The 22,767-nt window shown below is 54.9% G+C and carries 14 protein-coding genes; 8 read left to right on the plus strand and 6 right to left on the minus strand.

Going from position 1 to position 22,767, the window contains the following annotated elements:
• Positions 1–395 precede the first annotated feature (395 nt).
• The 3 genes from PAG01S_RS11020 to rcsB are packed head-to-tail and all read left to right on the plus strand — an operon-like array spanning position 396 to position 4,879.
• Positions 396–1,550, plus strand: coding sequence for an MFS transporter (locus PAG01S_RS11020; protein ID WP_050680391.1), 1,155 nt, complete (start codon positions 396–398; stop codon positions 1,548–1,550).
• Between the two features lie 19 nt (positions 1,551–1,569).
• Positions 1,570–4,227, plus strand: coding sequence for a phosphotransferase RcsD (rcsD, locus tag PAG01S_RS11025; protein ID WP_010248389.1), 2,658 nt, complete (start codon positions 1,570–1,572; stop codon positions 4,225–4,227).
• Position 4,228: 1 nt separating this feature from the next.
• Entirely contained in the window at positions 4,229–4,879 is a 651-nt protein-coding gene (gene rcsB / locus PAG01S_RS11030) for a response regulator transcription factor RcsB (protein ID WP_009089068.1), read from the plus strand.
• Positions 4,880–4,933: 54 nt separating this feature from the next.
• On the opposite strand, the gene rcsC is transcribed toward rcsB, so the two are convergent.
• Positions 4,934–7,786: a two-component system sensor histidine kinase RcsC gene (gene rcsC / locus PAG01S_RS11035; RefSeq protein WP_062758686.1), complete on the minus strand. Its 2,853-nt coding sequence runs from the start codon at positions 7,784–7,786 to the stop codon at positions 4,934–4,936.
• Positions 7,787–8,758: 972 nt separating this feature from the next.
• Positions 8,759–11,431 (minus strand): DNA topoisomerase (ATP-hydrolyzing) subunit A, encoded by a 2,673-nt coding sequence (gene gyrA, locus PAG01S_RS11040; protein ID WP_062758689.1) that lies wholly within the window; start codon positions 11,429–11,431, stop codon positions 8,759–8,761.
• A gap of 177 nt (positions 11,432–11,608) precedes the next feature.
• Here gyrA and ubiG point away from each other — a divergent pair, with 177 nt between their 5' ends.
• The 4 genes from ubiG (at position 11,609) to yfaE (ending at position 16,612) form a co-directional block, all read left to right on the plus strand.
• Positions 11,609–12,334, plus strand: coding sequence for a bifunctional 2-polyprenyl-6-hydroxyphenol methylase/3-demethylubiquinol 3-O-methyltransferase UbiG (gene ubiG / locus PAG01S_RS11045; protein ID WP_010671459.1), 726 nt, complete (start codon positions 11,609–11,611; stop codon positions 12,332–12,334).
• 526 nt (positions 12,335–12,860) lie between these two features.
• Positions 12,861–15,146: a class 1a ribonucleoside-diphosphate reductase subunit alpha gene (gene nrdA / locus PAG01S_RS11050; RefSeq protein WP_010258098.1), complete on the plus strand. Its 2,286-nt coding sequence runs from the start codon at positions 12,861–12,863 to the stop codon at positions 15,144–15,146.
• A gap of 72 nt (positions 15,147–15,218) precedes the next feature.
• A complete protein-coding gene (gene nrdB, locus PAG01S_RS11055; RefSeq protein WP_010258096.1) occupies positions 15,219–16,349 on the plus strand; it encodes a class Ia ribonucleoside-diphosphate reductase subunit beta in 1,131 nt (376 codons plus the stop codon).
• 2 nt (positions 16,350–16,351) lie between these two features.
• Positions 16,352–16,612, plus strand: a complete 261-nt coding sequence (gene yfaE / locus PAG01S_RS11060) for a class I ribonucleotide reductase maintenance protein YfaE (protein WP_010258095.1) — start codon at positions 16,352–16,354, stop codon at positions 16,610–16,612.
• A 337-nt stretch (positions 16,613–16,949) separates the two neighbouring features.
• Here the strand turns inward: yfaE and PAG01S_RS11065 are convergent, their stop codons facing one another.
• Complete coding sequence (locus PAG01S_RS11065) at positions 16,950–18,146, minus strand: nicotinamide mononucleotide deamidase-related protein YfaY (RefSeq protein WP_022625069.1); 1,197 nt, start codon at positions 18,144–18,146, stop codon at positions 16,950–16,952.
• Between the two features lie 239 nt (positions 18,147–18,385).
• Entirely contained in the window at positions 18,386–18,697 is a 312-nt protein-coding gene (gene elaB / locus PAG01S_RS11070) for a stress response protein ElaB (protein WP_010258091.1), read from the minus strand.
• Positions 18,698–19,032: 335 nt separating this feature from the next.
• Here elaB and PAG01S_RS11075 point away from each other — a divergent pair, with 335 nt between their 5' ends.
• Positions 19,033–20,691 (plus strand): glucan biosynthesis protein D, encoded by a 1,659-nt coding sequence (locus PAG01S_RS11075; RefSeq protein WP_062758692.1) that lies wholly within the window; start codon positions 19,033–19,035, stop codon positions 20,689–20,691.
• A 33-nt stretch (positions 20,692–20,724) separates the two neighbouring features.
• Here the strand turns inward: PAG01S_RS11075 and PAG01S_RS11080 are convergent, their stop codons facing one another.
• Together PAG01S_RS11080 and nuoN are read right to left on the minus strand one after the other, a co-directional pair.
• Entirely contained in the window at positions 20,725–21,183 is a 459-nt protein-coding gene (locus PAG01S_RS11080) for a GNAT family N-acetyltransferase (protein WP_010671456.1), read from the minus strand.
• Positions 21,184–21,306: 123 nt separating this feature from the next.
• Positions 21,307–22,764 (minus strand): NADH-quinone oxidoreductase subunit NuoN, encoded by a 1,458-nt coding sequence (nuoN, locus tag PAG01S_RS11085; RefSeq protein WP_010258083.1) that lies wholly within the window; start codon positions 22,762–22,764, stop codon positions 21,307–21,309.
• Between the last annotated feature and the right edge of the window lie 3 nt (positions 22,765–22,767).

The raw sequence follows: 22,767 nt of genomic DNA on the forward strand, positions 1-22,767 counted from the left end.
AATCCGCTTTGCCTTTGTTTTTACATGTCAATTTATTGCTGACTGTTTCCGGAAATGATGCGGAGAGGTTAAAAAACCACCACTACCGGAACATCAGGGCTGAAAAAAAAATTTGTTCATTAAGCGATTCAGCCATCATTTATCAGTGGCCCTGTTCCGATTTTTCAGCAGCAAGTCGTTGAAAAACGACAGTGAAATTTGAGTTAAGTCATTCTGCGGGGCGGTGGTCATGCCAGGAAAGTTCTGGAAAAAATTCGCAGCGCGACAAAAGTCGGTAAACTCCCGGTTTTGTCATTTATGCCATGTTGCAATCCCCTTCCTGATAAGAGGCGCAACGACCACTGACTCACGGCCAGTGCTACACTTTTCCGCTTTACCATTGATGAATCTGACCTATGACCGCACTGGACGCTGCACAACAAAACAAACATCAGAGCCGCCTGAACTGGGGCACGCGCACCATCTTTTTGATCAATGGCTTAGGAATGTCAGCCTGGGCTCCGCTGGTGCCGTTTGCCCGCGATCGTCTGCAGCTCAGCGGCGCATCACTGGGCGCGTTACTGCTCTGTCTGGGTATTGGTTCGCTGACCGCGATGCCGGTGACCGGCACACTGGTGGCGCGGTTTGGCTGCCGTCGGGTGATGTGCTTCTCTACCCTGTTAGTGCTGATGATGATGCCGCTACTTGCCACGGCTGATTCTCATCTGGTTATGGCGGCTGCGCTGATGCTGTTTGGCGCCGGGCTGGGCATGCTGGATGTGGCGATGAATTATCAGGCGGTTCAGGTTGAGCAGGCGGCGGATAAACCGATGATGTCCGGCTTCCATGGCTTCTTCAGTCTTGGCGGGATTCTGGGTGCGGGCACGGTCAGCCTGTTGCTGAGCCAGTCTTTTACACCCCTGGCCGCCACGCTGGTGGTGATGGCAGTGATGTTATTGCTGTTGCTGTGGCGACTGCCGGTCTTAATGAATGAACGCCTGCATCAGCCCGATCAACCCTGGCTGGTGATCCCACGCGGCTGGGTCGCGTTTCTTGGCCTGCTCTGCTTTATCCTGTTCCTGGCGGAAGGGGCCGTGCTGGACTGGGGCGCGCTGCTGCTGTTGCAGAACCCGGAGATGTCACCCGCCTGGGCCGGGCTGGGCTATGCGGTGTTTTCCGTAGCGATGACGCTGGGCCGTTTTAGCGGCGATAAGATCATCCAGCGTTTTGGTCGCTACCCGGTGATGCTGACCGGCGCGCTGACCGCCGCCGCGGGCATGAGTCTGGCCGTCTGGCTGCCGTGGCCGGAGATCGCCCTGCTGGCTTTCCTGCTGGTCGGCTTTGGTTTATCTAACACGGTGCCGATGTTGTTCAATGCTGCCGGGAATCAACAGGATATGCCTGCGAACCTGGCGATTTCTGCCATGACAACGCTGGGATATGCGGGTATTCTCTCAGGTCCGGCTTTAATCGGATTCATTTCGCAATGGATCAGCCTCAGCGGCGCATTTTTAGCGATCGCCCTGTTGCTGTTAGCGGTAGCCGCCAGTGCGCGAAAAGTTGCGCAATAATTCAGGTACCTGACACGCTATGTTGTATAAGTTTCCACTGACCTCCGGCAACGTCACCCGCTTTTTTGTGGTTTTCAATCTGGTGCTCCTGCTGGCGCTGGGCTTTATGGTGCATAACTCGGTGAATGCCTGGCTGACCGGGAAGCGCTATGCCATGGACGATCTGGCTCGTGACGTTCAGAAGCGCATTGATGCCTATCGCTTTGCCACCTGGCAGATCTATGAAAACCTCTCTACCAGTGCGGCAGGTGCAACACCCGGCAGTAACCTGCAGGAGACGCGACTGCGTCCTGACGTCTACTACCTGGAAAAAACCCGGCGTAAAACGGAAGCGCTGATTTTCGGTTCACATGACAGCAGCACGCTGGATATGACCATGCGGATGTCGAACTATCTCGACACGCTGTGGGGCGCAGAAAATCCCACCTGGTCGATGTACTTTTTAAATGGTCAGGACAATAGCCTGATTATGATCTCGACCCTGCCGCTGAAAGATATGGCGACGCGCTATAAAGAGAGCGCCATCAGTTCAATGGTTGATGGCCGTCGTGCTGAGATGTTGCAGCAGGCGAATGCGCTCGATGAGCGCGAGAGTTTCTCACCGCTGCGCCACCTCGCCTTCCAGAACGATCACTATTTCACGCTGCGTACCACCTTTAACCAGCCAGGCCATCTGGCCACGGTTGTCGCCTTTGATCTGCCGGTTAACGATATTGTTCCGCAGAACATGCCGCTGGAAAATTTCCAGCTGCGTCAGGACAGCTCAATGCCTGCCAGCAGCAGTGAACAGCAGGAGGTGGAAAATACCCGCATCTCACTGGTTAATCCCAATATCGAGATTACGGCCACCCTGCCCAGCACCTCGCTGCAGCTGGTTTATCAGGTGCCGATTGGCCGTCTGATTATCGACACCCTGCATAATCTGCTCTGGCCTCTGCTGATTAACCTGCTGCTGTTCCTGCTTTCACTGGCGGGTATCGTGCTGCTGCGCCAGCAGTCGCTGCGTCCCAGCGAGAACCAGAGCGCTGAACTCGATTCGCTGCGGGTATTGAATGAAGAGATTGTGGCCAGTCTGCCTGTCGGCCTGCTGGTGTATGACTTTGCCAGCAACCGCACCCTGCTGAGCAATAAGATTGCTGAACATCTTTTGCCTCACCTCAATCTGCAGAAGATCATTAATATGTCCGACCAGCATCAGGGCGTGCTGCAGGCCACCATCAATAACGAAGTGTATGAGATTCGCCACGCCCGCAGCGTGCTGTCGCCGCATACCCAGCTGTTTATGATGCGTGACCAGGATCGCGAGCTGCTGGTGAATAAGAAGCTGCAAAAAGCGCAGCAGGTGCTGGATCGTAACCATCAGATGCGACAGCAGCTACTGCACAATCTGGGCCATGCGCTGAATCAACCCCTGGAGAAGATGGTGACGCAGCTGGTACAGCTCAGCCAGCGTGATGCCGATGAGACCGTGCTGGACCTGCTCGATGAGAGTCAGGGGCTGGCGCGACTGGTGGATGATATCGTGCTGCTGAACCGGCTTGAGGCGCACGACTGGTCACCCGATGCGACCGTCTTTAACCTGCAGGAACTGCTGGATGAGATCGCGCTGGAAAGCCTGCCGCTGATGCGCCGCAAAGGGCTGTCGCTGGTGGTGAATAATCACCTGGCTAATGATGAGACGCGCTTTGGCGACCGTCGCGCCCTGCGTAAAGTGCTGACCACGCTGATGCACTACGCCCTGACCACCACCCGCTGGGGGAAAATCACCCTGGAAGTTAAGGCTGCGGACAAGCAGGCCGATAGATTGATTATCGAACTGGTGGATACCGGTGCGGGCCTGACGGTGGATGAACTGGCCAATGTCGACTTCCCGTTCCTGGGCGATACCAGTCAGGATCGCTACGGACAGGCTTCTGGCATGGCGTTCTTCCTCTGTAAGCAGCTCTGTAAGCAGATGGGCGGCAGCCTGGATATCGTGGCAAAAGCGGATATCGGCACGCGCTACAACATGCAGTTGCCGCTGGTGCTGGAGCAGAAGCGCGAAGAAGAAGAGGAAAAAATTCTGGATGGCGTTACCGCGCTGGTGGAGATCACCGTGGAGGACGTGCATAAAATTGTTTGCCGCCATCTGGAAAACTGGGGAGCGCGTTGTCTGACACCCGACGAGCGCATTTCCGGTCAGGATCACGATGTGCTGGTGACCGACGATCCATCAAAGCTTAGCGGCTGGGCACTGCTGCTGGCGGAAGATGAACTGGGGCACCATGCACTGAACGACCAGCAGTATCGGGTCAATTTCAATCTCAGTAATGCGCTGCTGGATGCATTGCTGGCACTGATAGAGAAGCAACTGTCGCATGATGTGATGGATAACGACACGGAAGACGACGCGGCCACGCCATTGATGAGCGGCGGCTATTTCCAGCTGTTTACGGAGACAGTACCGGTTGATGTGAAGAGGCTGTATACTGAGTCGGCGGAAAAGGACTACGCCTCGCTTGCTCAGACAGCGCATCGCCTAAAGGGCGTGTTTGCCATGCTCAATCTGACTCCCGGCAAACAGCTTTGTGAAGAGTTAGAACACCACATTAAAGCGTGTGACGATTCAAACATTACAAATACCACCAGTGATATTGACGCTTACGTCAATCAACTGCTGCAGCAAGGTAACCAATAAGATGAATAACTTAAACGTAATTATTGCCGATGACCATCCAATTGTCCTTTTCGGTATCCGAAAATCTCTGGAACAAATTGAATGGGTTAACGTTGTAGGTGAGTTCGAAGACTCAACAGCACTGATCAATAATCTGTCCAAGCTTGACGCCAACGTCCTGATCACCGACCTCTCTATGCCAGGTGAGAAGTATGGCGATGGTATTACGCTGATTAAATATATTAAACGCCACTACCCGGATCTCTCGATTATTGTTCTGACCATGAACAATAACCCGGCGATTCTGAGTTCAGTGCTTGATCTCGATATCGAAGGGATTGTACTGAAACAGGGCGCGCCAACCGATTTGCCAAAGGCACTGGCTGCACTGCAGAAAGGCAAGAAATATACGCCGGAAAGCGTTGCGAAACTGCTGGAGAAAATCAGCGCGGGTGGTTATGGCGACAAACGCCTGTCACCGAAAGAGAGCGAAGTGCTGCGTCTGTTTGCAGAAGGTTTCCTGGTCACCGAGATTGCCAAGAAGCTGAACCGCAGTATCAAAACCATCAGTAGCCAGAAGAAATCAGCGATGATGAAACTGGGCGTGGATAACGATATCGCACTGCTGAACTACCTGTCGTCTGTCAGCCAGACTCAGGTCGAAAGAGACTAAGTTACTTCCTGAGGCGGTGCAGCCTGCACCGCCTCGCCTCTGCCCTTTCCTGCCCTACCCCATCCGCGTTTTACGTACCCGATCAGCATAGATTGCCAGCGTCACTTTCAGCACATCTAACGTCACCGGTTTCGACAGGCAGTTATCCATGCCCGCATCCATGCAACGCTGTTTCTCTTCCGCCAGCGCATTCGCCGTCACGCCAACGACCGGGAAGAGATGGCCAAGCTGACGCAACCGCTGCGTCAGGCGATAACCATCCATATTCGGCATGTTCACGTCGGTGAGTACGATATCAATCTCATTACGACTCAGTACATTAAGCGCATCAACGCCATCCTGCGCAGTCTTCACCTGATAGCCCAGCGTGCCGAGCTGTTCCGACAGCAGCATGCGGTTAATCGGATGGTCATCGACAATCAACACCATGATGTCATCGTTATGCACTTTCTCTTCTACCGGCACGGCCAGCAACAGCGCATCTGCGGCGTCGTTGCCGAGTGCGATCCGATAGATGCGCGCCAGCAGCGCCGGAACCTCGTGCAGCGTGGCGGTAGAGTGGATCCAGCGGCCAGGCTGACGTTCACGCGGCATATCCACATGCGATCCATCGAAAGTGACCAGTGCCCGCAGCGGGACATCAATATCCAGTTCGTAATCGGTCATCACCACATCGTCGTGGCCAGGCTTACCGTTATACTCCGCGACCTGAATGCCCTGCTGCTGAATCTGACGCGTGATAAATTCCGCGAGGTACTCGTTGCGCATCGCCAGCCAGATTTTCTTATCCTGTAAATCCTCCAGCAGCATCAGTGACGGCTTCTGCCCTTTGTAGATTGGAATACGCACAATAAACTGGCTGCCCATACCTGGCTCTGAGTCGACCTCAATGTCGCCATCCATCATATTGATCAGCTTTTCACAGATCGCCAGTCCCAGCCCGGTGCCCTGGAAATTACGCTGCACGCCATTTCCCACCTGGAAGAAAGGATCAAACAGGCGTGGCAGCTCTTTTGCCGGAATGCCGACGCCAGTATCACGGACGCGGAATGCCAGATAGCCCTGCGCAACGTAAGCGTGGAGGATAATACAGCCCGTGTGCGTGAACTTAATCGCGTTATTCAGCAGGTTCGAGATCACCTGCTGCAGACGCAGAGGATCGCCATCCAGCACCTGCGGAACGTCATGCTCAATAAAGCAGTAGAGCGTAAGCCGCTTCTTCACCACCAGCGACAGATAGTTGCCGACGATGTGGGTCACGATTTCACGAGGTGCAAACGGACGCGGCTCAATTTTCAGCTGCTCTGATTCGATTTTTGAGAAGTCGAGAATATCGCTGATGATTTTCAGCAGCAGGCTGGAGGAGTTGTTCATCGCCGTCACCAGCGAGTCGATACCGCTGGGCAGCTCTTTGGTCTGCAGCAGATCGAGATTCCCGATAATGCCATAAAGCGGCGTGCGCAGTTCGTGACTGACCGTGGCAAGGAACATCGATTTTGACTGGCTCGCCTGCTCTGCCGCGTGGGCCATCTCCTGCAGCGACTGCTCCATCCGCACGCGCGCCGAGACATCGACCAGCACGCAAATCGCCACGTTCTCATTACGATAGCGCGAATGCACAAAGCTGATTTGCAGGTTGGTATTACTGCCGGTGAGCACATCGACAAAGTTGACCTGCTGCCCGCCAATAATCTCATTCAGCCGCAGGCGATCTTCCTGCGTCAGCAACGTCAGATAATTGTGCGCCAGCTCGTTACTCAGAATATTGGTGCCGTCGCTGGTGCGTAAAATACAGATCCCGACCGGCGCAGAGGCGACAATCTTACGGTTAAACTGCTCATGCTCTTCCAGCCGGTGCGCATTCTCCTCCGCTGGCAGGAACATCCGGCGCTCAAACAGCCAGGCGAGGGTAAACAGAATAACGGCGCTGAAAATATTGAGCAGTAGCGCATTAATGATCATCAGCTTGAGCTGATCCACCATCACGTCGGTAGATATCGACCACACCACGTTAAGATCGGAAGGCGGCAGCGGCTTTTTCAGAACCAGCTGACGATAACCATTCAGGTATCCGAACCAGGTTTTATCATCAGGAAGACTATCGAGCGAGAAGCCCAGCCCGCCGCGCCGCGAATTTAGCAGTGGACGATAATTTTCATCGGTAATGGACGCGATAATCGGCAGGCTGCCCGGCTGAATAAACTCATCCAGACGGATATTCTGTTCGACGCCCAGCAGCGCCTGTAACTTATTAGCAACGTAGACGGGCACCACCATAAAGAAGGTTCCGACGCCTGGCTGAGCACTGCTGTTAATCCAGTACATCGGATTGCGGCGATCTTCTTCGCTGCTGTTGCGATAGCGCAGCACATTCTCACGCAGCGATTTCAGGCTGCGTTCCCGGTCAGCATTGCTGCTGCCAATCGTGAAGTCGGCCAGACACTGACTCTCGCCACCGATAAAGAACACCCGATTCAGCTCATACGATGAGGCGAAGTTACTTTTCCAGTAATTGATGTAGTAACTGAGTGAATCGAGCGAGTTGCGCCAGGTATTGCTCATCGAGGTACAGTCGCCATCCGAAAACAGGGGCGTAAACTGCGGCTGAGATGTTTTGCCTGGCATCATACCGGTCAGCACATCAAGACCGCTGCTGGCGTTGGTTAAGCGGTTCTCGGTGATATATTTCAGCTCACGCATCATGTCCGCCGAATGGCGCACATACCACTGTATCGTGCCGTAGTTGCTGGCAAACTCCTGCCGAACCTGCGTCTCTTTATTGTGCAGCACGCTGATAATGTAAAACGCAGTAAGAACGGCGCCCAGCGTCCAGATTAGCAGCGCCAGCGCGCGGAAAAGATAGCGCGAGATGCGAAGCGTAGTGCGGAAAGAGACAGGATATTTCAAAGGTAACTCGCAGTTGGCAAGGTTAGTCGCATCATCGATTTTTAATGCCCATACACTAGCTTTATCGGGCGTAAAAAGCCAGCCAGCCGCAGGCTTAGCGGGCGGTTTGGGAATCTTTTAAGACAGCCAAAGCAACATCTTTATCTTAGGAAGAAGTCGCCGCCTCTCCCCCTCAAACAAATGCACGCACACATCTCCTTAAAGCGACACCACAACCCCAACAAGAAAGGCCTGCTATGCCCGAAGAGCAAAGCGTCTGGCCCGCGATGGCGTGGCCGATCCGCATGGATGCGGGAACCCTTTGCGATCGGGCACAGCAGTCCTTTCGACGGCTCCCATCTGACTGCCATCAGCCAGCCATTTTCCCGCCCCGCCTCTAAGACCTCAAACAACACGCCCATCCCCTCAAAGCGACACCCAAATCCCACCAAGAAAGGCCTGCTATGCCCGAAGAGCAAAGCGTCTGGCCCGCGATGGCGTGGCCGATCCGCATGGATGCGGGAATCCTTTGCGATCGGGCATAGTGGGCCTTTCGGCGGCTCCCAACTCACAGCCACCAGCCATCAGCCACCAGCCACCAGCCACCAGCCACCAGCCACCAGCCACCAGCCATTTTCCCGACCCGCCTCTCACACCTCAAACAACACGCCCATCCCCTCAAAGCGACACCCAAATCCCAACAAGAAAGGCCTGCTGTGCCCGAAGAGCAAAGCGTCCACGCCAGGGATGGCGTGGCCGATCCGCATGGATGCGGGAATCCTTTGCGATCGGGCACAGTGGGCCTTACGGCGGCTCCCAACTCACAGCCACCAGCCACCAGCAACCAGCAACCAGCAACCAGCAACCAGCCTCCAGCAACCAGCCTCCAGCCCTAAGCTCCCTGCTCCTTCCCCATCACACAAAAAAAAACGGCAGGCCGGGTTTCCCCTGACCTGCCGTTTCTGCAACGAACTTCAGCTCACGCCAGACAAATTACTCTTCGTCTTCAGCCGCGTCGTCTTCGTCTTCTGCATCCGCTTCCGGCGCAATCTCTTCATCGTCGTTCTCTGCTTCCGGCGCGATATCTTCCTCGCCTTCCGCCACGCTACCGTCGATTGAATCCAGCTCTTCTTCTTCAACCGGCTCGGCAACACGCTGCAGACCCACGACGTTCTCATCCTCTGCGGTACGAATCAGAATCACACCCTGGGTATTACGACCCACGACGCTCACTTCTGAAACGCGGGTACGCACCAGCGTACCGGCATCGGTGATCATCATAATCTGATCGCCATCAACGACCTGAACGGCGCCAATCACCGGACCATTACGTTCGGTCACTTTGATTGAAATAACACCCTGAGTCGCACGCGACTTGGTCGGGTATTCGCTGTTGGCCGTACGCTTGCCGTAACCATTCTGCGTCACGGTCATAATTGCACCCTCTTCACGCGGCACAATCAATGACACAACGCGATCGCCTTCAGCCAGCCTGATGCCGCGTACGCCAGAGGCGGTACGACCCATCGCACGGACTGCGGTTTCTGCAAAGCGCACCACTTTACCGGCCGCTGAGAACAGCATCGCCTCATCGTTACCGTTGGTCAGCGCCACACCGATCAGCTCATCGTCGTCACGCAGATTCACGGCAATAATGCCCGCGCTGCGTGGACGGCTGAACTCTTTCAGTGCGGTCTTCTTCACAGTACCGAGCGCGGTCGCCATAAAGATATTAAAGCCTTCGGTATACTCACGTACCGGCAGAATCGCCGTAATACGCTCGTTGGCTTCCAGCGGCAGCAGGTTGACGATTGGACGTCCACGTGCGCCACGGCTTGCTTCCGGCAGCTGGTAAACCTTCATCCAGTAGAGACGGCCACGGCTGGAGAAGCAAAGAATCGTGTCATGCGTATTGGCGACCAGCAGACGATCAATGAAGTCCTCTTCTTTGATACGTGCGGCTGATTTGCCCTTACCACCACGACGCTGCGCTTCATAGTCGGTCAGCGGCTGATACTTCACATAGCCCTGATGCGACAATGTCACCACAACATCTTCCTGATTGATCAGGTCTTCGATATTAATGTCAGCCGTGTTGGCAGTAATCTCTGTGCGACGCTCATCACCGAACTGATCACGCATCAGCTCCAGCTCTTCGCGGATCACTTCCATCAGACGGTCCGCGTTCGACAGAATGCGCAGCAGCTCAGCGATCTGCTCCAGCAGCGCTTTATACTCATCCAGCAGCTTCTCGTGCTCAAGGCCGGTCAGTTTCTGCAGACGCAGATCCAGAATCGCCTGAGCCTGCTGCTCGGTCAGATAGTATTGACCATCACGGATGCCGTATTGTGGATCCAGCCACTCCGGACGCGCGGCGTCATCACCGGCACGTTCCAGCATCGCTGACACGTTACCGAGATCCCACGCCTGCGCAATCAGACCCGCTTTTGCTTCTGCCGGGTTTGGTGCACGACGAATCAGCTCGATGATAGGATCGATATTCGCCAGCGCAATCGCCAGACCTTCCAGGATATGCGCACGATCGCGCGCCTTACGCAGTTCAAAGATAGTACGACGCGTCACAACTTCACGACGATGGCGAACAAAGGCGTCCAGAATCTCCTTCAGCGCCATGATCTTCGGCTGACCCTGATGCAGGGCGACCATGTTGATACCAAACGAGGTCTGCAACTGGGTCAGTGAATAGAGATTATTCAGCACGACTTCGCCGACCGCATCGCGCTTGATCTCAATCACGATACGCATGCCGTCTTTATCAGACTCATCGCGCAGTGCGCTGATGCCTTCGACACGCTTCTCTTTCACCAGCTCCGCAATCTTCTCAATCAGGCGTGCCTTGTTAACCTGATACGGCAGCTCATGAATGATGATGGTCTCGCGGCCCGTTTTAGCATCAGCTTCCACTTCGCCACGCGCACGAATATAAATTTTACCGCGTCCGGTGCGGTACGCTTCTTCGATGCCACGGCGACCATTGATGATAGCGGCGGTCGGGAAATCAGGCCCCGGAATGTGCTCCATCAGCTCTTCAATGCTGATGTCTTCATTTTCAATGTAAGCCAGACAGCCGTTAATCACTTCACGCAGGTTATGCGGCGGAATGTTGGTTGCCATACCCACGGCGATACCGGAAGAGCCGTTCACCAGCAGGTTAGGGATTTTGGTCGGCAGAACTTCAGGGATCTGCTCAGTGCCGTCGTAGTTCGGTACGAAATCGACGGTATCTTTTTCCAGGTCAGCTAACAGGTCGTGGGCGATTTTCGACATGCGAATTTCGGTATAACGCATCGCCGCGGCGGAGTCGCCGTCGATGGAACCGAAGTTGCCTTGTCCGTCCACCAGCATGTAACGCAGGGAGAAAGGCTGGGCCATACGTACAATGGTGTCGTAAACGGCGGAATCACCATGCGGGTGATATTTACCGATAACGTCACCGACGACGCGGGCAGATTTTTTATAGGGTTTGTTCCAGTCGTTACCCAGTACACTCATCGCAAAAAGTACGCGACGATGAACCGGCTTCAGGCCATCACGCACATCGGGTAAAGCTCGGCCAACGATGACCGACATGGCGTAACCGAGGTAAGAATTTTTTAATTCTTCTTCGATATTGACCGGTGTAATTTCTCTCGCAAGGTCGCTCATGGAGCCGCTATCCCTCTACTTAATCCCGGATTTTAAAGGTGCGAAAGTATATCACACTGCAATGCTCTGGTGAACGCTAACCACCGATTTCACCCGCTTTTCCTTGCGCCTGAAAGGTGTGCCATCTGCGGTTAAGCGTTTATACTGTGGGCACATTTTGTCAGGAGTTACGATTCAATGAATGCACAACCGCAGAATCATCAGCAGAACGTCGATGCGCAGGAAATTGCCAAGTTTGAGGCCGTTGCCTCGCGCTGGTGGGATCTGGAGGGTGAATTTAAACCGTTGCACCGCATTAACCCGCTGCGCCTGGGCTATATCGCGCAGCACAGCAACGGCTTGTTCGGTAAAACCGTGCTCGACGTCGGATGCGGCGGCGGCATCTTAGCCGAAAGCATGGCGCGTGAAGGTGCCGTGGTCACGGGCCTGGACATGGGCGCGGAACCGCTGGCCGTGGCGCGCCTGCATGCTCTGGAGAGCGGAGTGACGCTGGACTACGTGCAGCAGACCGTCGAAGAGCATGCGGAGCAGCACGCCGGAAAATATGATGTGGTGACCTGCATGGAGATGCTGGAGCACGTGCCGGATCCGCGCTCAGTGGTTCACGCCTGTGCGAAGCTGGTCAAACCCGGCGGCGAAGTCTTCTTCTCTACGCTGAACCGCAATCCAAAAGCCTGGCTGCTGGCGATATTTGGTGCGGAATATGTGTTGCGCATGCTGCCGCGCGGCACTCACGACGTGAAGAAATTTATCCGTCCTTCCGAACTGCTGGGCTGGGTCGATGAAACGGCCCTGCGTGAACGCCACATCATTGGCCTGCATTACAACCCGGTGACTAACCGATTCAAACTGGCTCCCGGCACTGACGTGAATTATATGGTGCACACCCACCGCGCCGTCTGAGTGACCCGCCCGCCTGAATCAGGGCGGGCATCTCCTCTTCTGCGCCCGTTCTCCCTGTGCCGGTCACAGCACTCACCGCGCCAGAGGCATTCTGATGTCTGCCAATAGGTTACATCAGCCCGGTTCCATCCTCTTCAGCGTTACCGCATCCGATTCTCTGCTGACCAGCAACCCGCTAGCGGCTTTTAGCCATTTTTCATCCCTTTTCCTGCTGAATCCTGAGGATTGAATAAGAAACACGCGCCCGATCATAATAAGAAAAAAAAGTGTGATCTGGTTGACATGATGCCAGGCCTTACAAGGCGTGGGCTAAGAAATTTCGCAAGAATTACAACCCCTCCAGCCATCATTTTTTGCTCTTGTTAAGCGGCCGTAAAATACTAAAATATGCCCCCATGTAGTTATGGCTTTTCCCATCACCCCCTAGATGTAGTGTTTATCCACACATTATTCACAATGAATAGGCTGTGTATAAACCGGGATTTCTTTTAATTTTTGGATACTCACGCAAAGGTAAAAACGCGACATGAACCAGAGTCTGCTCGTTACTAAACGCGATGGCCGCCAGGAGCGCATTGATCTCGACAAAATTCACCGTGTGCTGGACTGGGCAGCTGAAGGGCTGAACAACGTCTCAGTTTCACAGGTTGAGCTGCGCTCTCACATTCAGTTCTATGATGGCATCAGAACCTCTGACATTCATGAGACCATCATCAAGGCCGCAGCAGACCTCATCTCCCGCGATGCCCCTGACTATCAGTACCTGGCTGCCCGCCTGGCGATCTTCCACCTGCGCAAAAAAGCGTATGGTCAGTTTGAGCCGCCAAAGCTCTATGACCAGGTCGTTAAGATGGTCGACATGGGCAAATATGATCGTCACCTGCTGGAAGATTACAGCCAGGAAGAGTTTGCGCAGATGGACGAGTTCCTCGACCACTGGCGTGACATGAACTTCTCCTATGCCGCTGTGAAGCAGCTGGAAGGCAAATATCTGGTGCAGAACCGCGTTTCGGGTGAAATCTACGAAAGCGCGCAGTTCCTCTACATTCTGGTCGCCGCCTGCCTCTTCTCCGGCTACCCGCGCGACACGCGTATGGATTACATCAAGCGTTTCTATGATGCGATCTCGACGTTTAAAATCTCCCTGCCGACGCCAATCATGTCTGGCGTACGCACCCCAACACGTCAGTTCAGCTCCTGTGTGCTGATCGAGTGCGGCGACAGCCTGGACTCCATCAACGCCACCTCCAGCGCAATTGTGAAATATGTCTCTCAGCGTGCCGGCATCGGTATCAACGCCGGTCGTATCCGTGCGCTGGGCAGCCCGATTCGCGGCGGTGAAGCGTTCCATACCGGCTGTATCCCGTTCTACAAGCATTTCCAGACCGCTGTGAAGTCCTGTTCTCAGGGCGGCGTTCGTGGCGGCGCAGCCACCCTGTTCTACCCGATGTGGCATCTGGAAATCGAAAGCCTGCTGGTGCTGAAGAACAACCGTGGTGTTGAAGGCAACCGCGTGCGTCACATGGACTATGGTGTACAGCTCAACAAGCTGATGTATCAGCGCCTGCTGAAAGGCGAAGATATCACCCTGTTCAGCCCGTCTGATGTGCCTGGCCTGTATGACGCATTCTTCGCCAATCAGGATGAGTTTGAGCGCCTCTATACCAAATATGAGCAGGATCAGAGCATCCGCAAGCAGCGTGTTAAAGCGGTCGATCTCTTCTCACTGATGATGCAGGAACGCGCCTCTACTGGCCGTATCTACATTCAGAACGTCGATCACTGCAACACCCACAGCCCGTTTGACCCGAGCATTGCGCCGGTTCGCCAGTCTAACCTCTGCCTGGAAATCGCCCTGCCGACCAAACCGCTGGAAGATGTTAACGACGAAAACGGTGAGATTGCCCTGTGTACGCTCTCTGCGTTCAACCTCGGCGCCATCGAAAGCCTCGACGATCTGGAAGAGCTGGCTACCCTGGCAGTACGCGCGCTTGATGCGCTGCTCGACTATCAGGACTACCCGATCCCGGCTGCCCAGCGTGGCGCGATGGGTCGTCGTACTCTGGGTATCGGCGTCATCAACTACGCCTACTATCTGGCGAAGCATGGTGTGCGCTACTCCGATGGCAGCGCCAATGGCCTGACGCACAAAACCTTTGAAGCGATTCAGTATTACCTGCTGAAAGCCTCAAATGAGCTGGCGAAAGAGCAAGGTGCCTGCCCGTGGTTCAATGAAACCACCTATGCGCAGGGCATTCTGCCTATCGACACCTACAAGAAAGATCTGGACGCGATCAGCAACGAACCGCTGCATCTCGACTGGGAAAGCCTGCGTGAAGAGATTAAAACGCACGGCCTGCGCAACTCGACTCTGTCTGCGCTGATGCCGTCTGAAACCTCGTCGCAGATCTCCAATGCCACCAACGGTATTGAGCCTCCGCGCGGTCACATCAGCATCAAAGCGTCGAAAGATGGCATCCTGCGTCAGGTCGTACCGGAGTATGAGCGTCTGAAAGATCAGTACGAACTGCTGTGGGAAATGCCGAACAACGATGGCTACCTGCAACTGGTGGGTCTGATGCAGAAATTCATCGACCAGGCGATTTCGTCCAACACCAACTACGATCCGTCGCGCTTCACCAACGGTAAAGTGCCGATGAAACAGCTGCTGAAAGATCTGCTGACGGCGTATAAGTTCGGCGTGAAAACGCTCTACTATCAAAACACCCGTGACGGTGCTGAAGATGCGCAGGATGACCTGGCACCTTCCATCCAGGATGATGGCTGCGAGAGCGGCGCCTGTAAGATCTAATGGTCAGGCGGGAGAATCTCCCGCCTCATTCATTTCACGAGGCCTGGCTTCGTCTACTTTTGGACAACTTTTATGGCTTACTCCACTTTCTCACAGAACAAAAATGATCAGCTGAAAGAGCCGATGTTTTTCGGTCAGTCCGTAAACGTGGCGCGCTTCGACCAGCAAAAATATGACATCTTTGAAAAGCTGATCGAAAAGCAGCTCTCCTTCTTCTGGCGTCCGGAAGAGGTCGACGTTTCACGCGATCGCATCGATTACCAGGCGCTGCCGGATCATGAAAAACATATCTTTATCAGCAACCTGAAGTATCAGACGCTGCTGGATTCGATTCAGGGCCGCAGCCCGAACGTCGCGCTGCTGCCGCTGATCTCGATTCCTGAACTGGAAACCTGGATTGAAACCTGGGCGTTCTCAGAGACGATTCACTCCCGTTCTTACACCCACATCATCCGTAATATCGTTAACGATCCGGCAGTGGTGTTTGACGATATCGTCACCAATGAGCAGATTCTGGCGCGTGCTCAGGATATCTCACGCTATTACGACGATCTGATTGAGATGACCAACTACTGGCATCAGCTGGGTGAAGGCACGCATCAGGTCAACGGCAAACCGGTTGTCGTCAGCCTGCGCGCCCTGAAGAAGCAGCTCTATATCTGCCTGATGAGCGTCAATGCGCTGGAAGCGATCCGTTTCTATGTCAGCTTCGCCTGTTCATTCGCGTTCGCCGAGCGCGAGCTGATGGAAGGCAATGCCAAAATCATCAAGCTGATTGCCCGCGATGAAGCGCTGCACCTGACCGGCACCCAGCACATGCTGAATCTGCTGCGCAGCGGTGAAGACGATCCGGAGATGAAAGAGATTGCGGCAGAGTGCCGTGAAGAGTGCTTCGAGCTGTTTAAGAAAGCAGCGCTGCAGGAGAAAGAGTGGGCAGAATATCTGTTCAGCGGCGGCTCAATGATCGGCCTGAACAAAGATATTCTCTGCCAGTACATTGAGTACATCACCAATATCCGTATGCAGGCTGTTGGCCTTGATTTGCCGTTCCAGACGCGCTCAAACCCAATCCCATGGATTAACTCCTGGCTGGTCTCTGACAACGTTCAGGTTGCGCCGCAGGAAGTGGAAGTGAGCTCCTATCTGGTGGGTCAGATCGATTCTGAAGTAGGCGCTAACGACTTCGACGACTTCCAGCTTTAATTATGAGTCGCGACGTTGTTATTCTGCGCAGTTCCGGCACCCGGCTGGAATGCACAGACGAGCATACCAATCTGCTGACGCTGCTGGAAGCCAACAATCTCTGCGTGGAGTTTCAGTGCCGCGAAGGTTATTGCGGCTCCTGCCGGATGCGGCTGCTGAAAGGCGAAGTGCATTACCCACAGCGGCCGCTGGCCTTTGTGCAGCAGGATGAGATCCTGCCCTGCTGCTGCAAAGCCAAAGGCGAGATTGAGCTGGAGTTATAACTGAGGTGGAATAAGTCTGGCTTGATTTGCTGTGAGATCGAGTCAGCTTAGGGAACACGGTCAGATCGGAAAGACGCAAAAAGCGTCATCCCTGACAGCTCGGCCCGCGCGATTACGCACCTCATCCCTGAGGTGCGCCCGTAGCCGGGCCAACGCGTTGCGTTGTTCAAAAACGCTCCCGGCGTTTTTGTCCCAAGCGCGGGACGCTTTCCTCCTCTGCCCGTGTTCCCTGCGCTTTGAGCTAATTTATTGCTGCGAGAATGACGCTGTATGGGGGTTAATTCGCAGTCACATACAAAAACGGGCGCCTCAGGCGCCCGTTTTATTTTCACTGATATTACTGTCTGACAGTTTCAACCACATCAATCCAGCCGTGACCGGTGCTCACTTCGCTGCCGTGTAACCAGCGGCGCAGCATGTTCATCGCCATCATTGCCACCACCTTCTGCCGCGTCTCCAGATTATGGCGACCGGTACTGAACTTCACGCGCTGACCAAAACTGCCATCCGGTGTATGCAGCGCCACCGAAATCTCTTCCTGCTCCAGGCTGCCAACAGAGAGCGCCAGCGCAGCCTGCTGCTGTGCAGCAAGTTCGCGGGTGCGGATCACCTGCTGCTCCAGCGTCTCCTGCCGGGGTGGAAAGATGTCAGCGCCACGCAGCGGCACGCTGGCGCCAGCCAACTGCCAGTAGAGCAGTCCGGCGGTGTATTGCTCACTGATTGCCAGCTGCTCACCGCGCTGCTCCAGCTCACGTGCCAGCAGCGCCGGTAAGCCTTCGGTGCCTTCGAAAATGGTGCACTCCGCCAGTTGCAGACGCACCTGCTGCCACACCTGCTCCATCGCCACCCGCTGACTGGCCGGGCCGGTGAGCTTGATCTCAATGATCGGCATGGACGAGCGATATCCCATGACCACGCCTTCCGGCAGCGCCAGCGGCTCCAGTTCGGCGGCAATATCGCTTTCACCGCGACCAAAGGTGGTCAGCCGCAGACAAATCGGTGGCTCGGGCGGCGAAAATTTCGCTTTCAGACGGGGGATGATCTGCTGCTCCACCATCACTTTAAATTCAGACGGCACACCAGGCGTGAAGAACATCCAGCAGCGATTGAGTTGCAGGGCAAAGCCACAGGCGGTACCGACCGGATTATCAATCAGTTCCGCATTGGCCGGGATTTCCGCCTGCTTGCGATTGCTGGCCGCCATCACGCGTCCCCGGCTGGCGAACCAGGCTTCCATCTGTTCCAGCCACTCCTGCTGCACCTCAAGCTCAACGCCACAGGCTCTGGCGGCTGCCAGCGCACTGAGATCGTCACTGGTCGGCCCCAGACCGCCATTCACAATCAGCACATCTGCCTCATGGCTGCGCGCCTGTAGCGTGGCGATTAGCGATTCGAGTGAATCTCCTACCGTGGTACGGCTGGTCATAGGCAACCCTTGCTGGAACAACATATCCGCCAGCCAGGCTGCGTTGGTATCGACGATTTGGCCATGCAGCACCTCATCCCCGGTCGACAGCATCTCTACTCTAATCACGTTGAGTTCTCCTTTTCACGTTTGCTTTACTGTACGAACTCCTCCCGCCAGACACAATCGGCATCACCAGGGATTGTGACCATTGCGTCTCAGGCACGTTGCACATAAAGATAGCGAGGGTGAAGCAGGATCAAGGGTGGTGAAGGTGTTCAGGGAGTTAAAAACCAATAAAAACGGCGGGATTGCCCCGCCGCTTTTTTACTACTGTTGTCTGCTACAACTGAGTCAGCGAATCGCGATTAGCGACGCGCCAGCAGCAGACCAAGTACCAGACCGGCTGTTGCACCGATACCGACACCCTGCCACGGTTTTTCGTGCACGTAATCGTCTGCACGGTAAGCCGCTTGTTTAGCGCGATAGTAGTAGCTATCGGACGCCTGGCTGACACGGGATTTCACATCGTTCAGCGCCTGTTCGGCTTTGCTCTTAAGCTCAATGTACTTCTGATCGGCCGGATCACCTGATGCCTTAAGAACTTCTTCCAGCGTTTCGGTCAGTAACGCAATATCGTCATCGAGGCCCGTTTCGAATTGATTTGTCTGATTTACCATCGTTTCCTCCGTGTGAATTGCAAAGCAGTTCATTAACTATAGTCATAATCTGGCGCTCTGCTGATTTCCTGCTCCAGGAATCACCTGATTTTTCATCTGTTAATCTTGCTTAGTGCAGGCTGTGCGCCGTTTCGCTACGCAAAGAAGTGTAAGACGCAGCGGCAACCGCGGAATTTCGCTTCGCTTCTTTGATTAATCTGATAAATTTTGTTGTGACTGAATTTTCCAGTAACCCTACTGTCGTACCCCTCTGTTGCCTGTGATTATCGGGCCATGAAAGTGCATTTTGCACGACAGTCACGACACCCTCGAACAGCTAAGGAATAATCTCTGGCATGAATCGAAGAATGTTTATGAAAGCGTCAATGGCCTTCTCCGCCGTCAGCGGCATGACCGGCCTGTCAACGCTGTTTGCGCAATCCGCATGGGCAGAAGATGGCATTGCTGACGGAACCGCCGTACGCTTCGATTTCGACGTATTGAAGAAAAACGCGGCTGCACTGGCGAAAAAACCCTGGGGCGGAGCACCGGGCGCGCTGCCGGAGACGCTGGCCACATTGACCCCGCAGGCGTACAACGAAATTCAGTATGACGCCAACCACTCACTCTGGAACAACCTGCCCGATCGTCAACTGGACGTTCAGTTCTTCCATGTCGGTATGGGCTTCAAGCGGCGCATCCGCATGTTCTCTGTCGACGGCGAGAGTCGCGAAGCGCGCGAAATTCACTTCCGTCCCGAATTGTTCAACTACAACGACGCCAAAGTTGATACGAAGCAGCTGGAGGGCAAAACTGACCTCGGCTTCGCCGGGTTCCGCGCCTTTAAAAAACCGGAACTGGCCCGTCGCGACATCGTCTCCTTCCTTGGCGCAAGCTACTTCCGTGCCGTTGACGATACTTTCCAGTACGGCCTCTCGGCGCGTGGCGTAGCGATCAACACCTTCAGCAATGGCCAGGAAGAGTTTCCCGATTTCACCGCCTTCTGGTTTGAAACGCCAAAAGCGGAAGATACCACCTTTACCTGCTACGCCCTGCTGGATGGTGCCAGCGTCACCGGTGCTTACAAATTCATCATCCATTGCGAAGAGAAACGCGTGGTGATGGAGGTGGAAAACCACCTGTTTGCCCGTAAAGAGATCCGTCAGATTGGCATCTCGCCAATGACCAGTATGTTCAGCTGCGGCACCAACGAACGCCGCATGTGCAACACTTACCATCCGCAGATCCATGACTCCGATCGCCTGGCGATGTGGACCGGTAAAGGTGAATGGATTGCCCGTCCGCTGAATAATCCTCAGCGTCTGCAGTTCAACGCCTATGAAGATGAGAATCCACGTGGGTTTGGCCTGCTGCAGCTTAATCACGACTTCAAAGATTATCAGGATGTGATTGGCTGGTATGACAAACGTCCCAGCCTGTGGGTTGAGCCGGTCGGTAAGTGGGGCAAAGGCGCGATCAACCTGATGGAGATCCCGACTACGGGTGAAACGCTGGATAACGTGGTCTGCTTCTGGCAACCGGCTGAGCCAATCAAAGCGGGCAGCGAGCTGAACTTCTCCTACAAGCTTTACTGGAGTGGTCTGCCGCCGGTGCGTAGCGGTCTGGCGCGCGTGGATGCAACCCGTACCGGTATCGGTGGTTTCCCGGAAGGGTGGGCACCTGGCGAACACTTCCCGGAAACCTGGTGCCGCCGCTTCGCCATCGATTTTATTGGTGGCGATCTGCAGGCTGCTGCGCCGAAAGGGATTGAGCCGGTGATTACCGTTTCATCCGGTAGCGTGAAGCAGGTTGAGATTCTGTATGTCGATCCGCTTAAGGGCTATCGCATCCTGTTTGACTGGTATCCGAACAGCGATTCCACCGAGCCGGTAGAGATGCGTCTGTTCCTGCGCAGCAAAGATGAGACGCTGAGTGAAACCTGGCTCTATCAATATTTCCCGCCTGCGCCGGATCAGCGTAAATATGTCGACGACCGCCAGATGACGGTGGGTTGATGTAAACAGGCGAGGCTCAGGCCTCGCCTTTTTTTATGGCGCGTTCTTCAGCATATCGACGTGAGGGATCCCATCTTCCAGGTAGTTCTCCCCCACCGCGACAAAGCCATGCTGCCCATAGAAACTTTCCAGATGCGCCTGCGCGGAGAGAAACAGATCGCGGCCCGGCCAGTGTTGCTGACAACTGTTGATTGCCTGCTCCATCAGACGGTTCCCCAGCCGCGCACCACGAACCCGATCTGAAACAATCACCCGTCCGATTTTCACCGGGCTGGTCTCATCCTCCGGGGAGAGCAGTCGCGCATAGGCCACCAGCTGATCATCCGCCATTCCCAGCAGATGCCGGTTTTCCGCGTGCAAATCTTTGCCATCCACATCAAGGTAAGCGCACTGCTGTTCCACCACAAACACGGCACTGCGCAACGCCAGCAGTGCATAGAGCTGTGAGGGGGTCAATTCGCTATGGTGTTTATCCTGCCAGTTAATGTCCATGGTCTCTCCTTTAAACCACACACTCTACATCAGCGCGGTGTCGCCAGCACCTGCTGGTGACACTATCTTACAGGCAAAAAAAATCAGGCCCGGAGGCCTGATTCGTCAGTCGCAGCAACGCGCTTACATCAGCGGCTGAGCCATCTGCACCAGTCTGATCAGCGGCTGCGGGTAAACCCCTAACAGCAGCACCAGAATGGCAGAAATCAGTACTACCACACCACCGGCCGTAAATGCCCAGTTAGCCGGGGTATCACGGGTATGCAGTTCTGGCGGGCTGAGGTAGAGACTCACCGTCACGCGCAGATAGTAGTAGAGGCCAATCGCACTACCCGCGACTACAGCACCGGTCAGCCACCACAGGTGCGCACTGACGCCTGAAGCGATAACGTAGAATTTACCGATAAAGCCCAGCGTCATCGGGATACCCGCCAGTGACAGCATCATCACCGTCATCACCGCTGACAGAATAGGACGATGCCAGAACAGGCCGCGATAGGAGTAGAGCGAGTCAGCATCCGGGCCACGATACGGGCTGGACATCAGACTCACCACACCAAAGGCACCCAGGCTGCTGAACAGATAACCGGCCAGGTATACGCCAGATGTTTCCAGCGACAGCTGATGATCTTTCACCGCAATCAGTGCCACCAGCAGATAACCGAGGTGGGCGATAGAGGAGTAACCCAGCAGACGCTTGATGTTGCTCTGCGAAATCGCCATCAGGTTACCGAACAGAATCGACACGAAGGCGATCATGGCCAGCACTGTGCGCACCGCTTCGCTGTCGGTCACCGGCGCGTACATAAACAGACGCATGATGACACCGAAGATAGCAATCTTGCTGGCGGTGGCCAGGAAGGTTGAAACCGGCGCAGGCGCACCCTGATAAACATCGGGGGTCCAGAGGTGGAACGGAACCAGTGAGAGCTTAAAGCCCAGACCGATAATCATCATACCCAGACCCACCAGCAGCAGTGGCTCGTGGATCATGCTGTCAGTCAGGCTCTGGCCCAGTGCCACAAAGCTCAGGTTACCGGAGTCGGCGTAGATCAGCGCAATACCAAACAGCAGGAACGACGAGGCCGCCGCCGAAAGAATGGTGTACTTCAGTGCGGCTTCCAGTGAACGTTTCTGGCGGAAGGCGTAGCCAATCAGACCAAACAGCGGCAGCGACAGCAGTTCAATACCGATGAACAGCGAAGCCAGATGGTTAGCACTGGCCAGCACGATGCCACCAAGTGCCGCAATCAGCACCAGCAGGTAGAACTCATCTTTGTTGTCCGGGAAGCCCGCCAGCCATGGATAGGCAAAGGTACAGGTCGCCAGACTCGCCAGCATGACCAGCGCGGTATAGAACATCGAATAGCCATCGACGCGCAGCAGCGGCGTGACATCCATCGCCCCGACCTGACCGACAAAGTACAGCGAGAGCAGCGCCAGGTTCAGGCCAACTACCGTTAGCGTGGCGTTAACGAAGTGGTTGCGTCGCCAGGCAATGGACAGCATCACAACCACCACCGTCAATCCGACGATTAACAGCGGTAGCAACGCAATCAATTGGTGAGGAGTTATTGTCATGGC

The organism is Pantoea agglomerans NBRC 102470 (assembly GCF_001598475.1).
Lineage (GTDB): Bacteria > Pseudomonadota > Gammaproteobacteria > Enterobacterales > Enterobacteriaceae > Pantoea > Pantoea agglomerans.

Coding starts and splice junctions, on each gene's coding strand:
- PAG01S_RS11020 (WP_050680391.1), top strand. CDS start 396: ATGACCGCACTGGACGCTGCACAACAAAACAAACATCAGAGCCGCCTG.
- rcsD (WP_010248389.1), top strand. CDS start 1,570: ATGTTGTATAAGTTTCCACTGACCTCCGGCAACGTCACCCGCTTTTTT.
- rcsB (WP_009089068.1), top strand. CDS start 4,229: ATGAATAACTTAAACGTAATTATTGCCGATGACCATCCAATTGTCCTT.
- gyrA (WP_062758689.1), bottom strand. CDS start 11,431: ATGAGCGACCTTGCGAGAGAAATTACACCGGTCAATATCGAAGAAGAA.
- ubiG (WP_010671459.1), top strand. CDS start 11,609: ATGAATGCACAACCGCAGAATCATCAGCAGAACGTCGATGCGCAGGAA.
- nrdA (WP_010258098.1), top strand. CDS start 12,861: ATGAACCAGAGTCTGCTCGTTACTAAACGCGATGGCCGCCAGGAGCGC.
- nrdB (WP_010258096.1), top strand. CDS start 15,219: ATGGCTTACTCCACTTTCTCACAGAACAAAAATGATCAGCTGAAAGAG.
- yfaE (WP_010258095.1), top strand. CDS start 16,352: ATGAGTCGCGACGTTGTTATTCTGCGCAGTTCCGGCACCCGGCTGGAA.
- elaB (WP_010258091.1), bottom strand. CDS start 18,697: ATGGTAAATCAGACAAATCAATTCGAAACGGGCCTCGATGACGATATT.
- PAG01S_RS11075 (WP_062758692.1), top strand. CDS start 19,033: ATGAATCGAAGAATGTTTATGAAAGCGTCAATGGCCTTCTCCGCCGTC.
- PAG01S_RS11080 (WP_010671456.1), bottom strand. CDS start 21,183: ATGGACATTAACTGGCAGGATAAACACCATAGCGAATTGACCCCCTCA.
- nuoN (WP_010258083.1), bottom strand. CDS start 22,764: ATGACAATAACTCCTCACCAATTGATTGCGTTGCTACCGCTGTTAATC.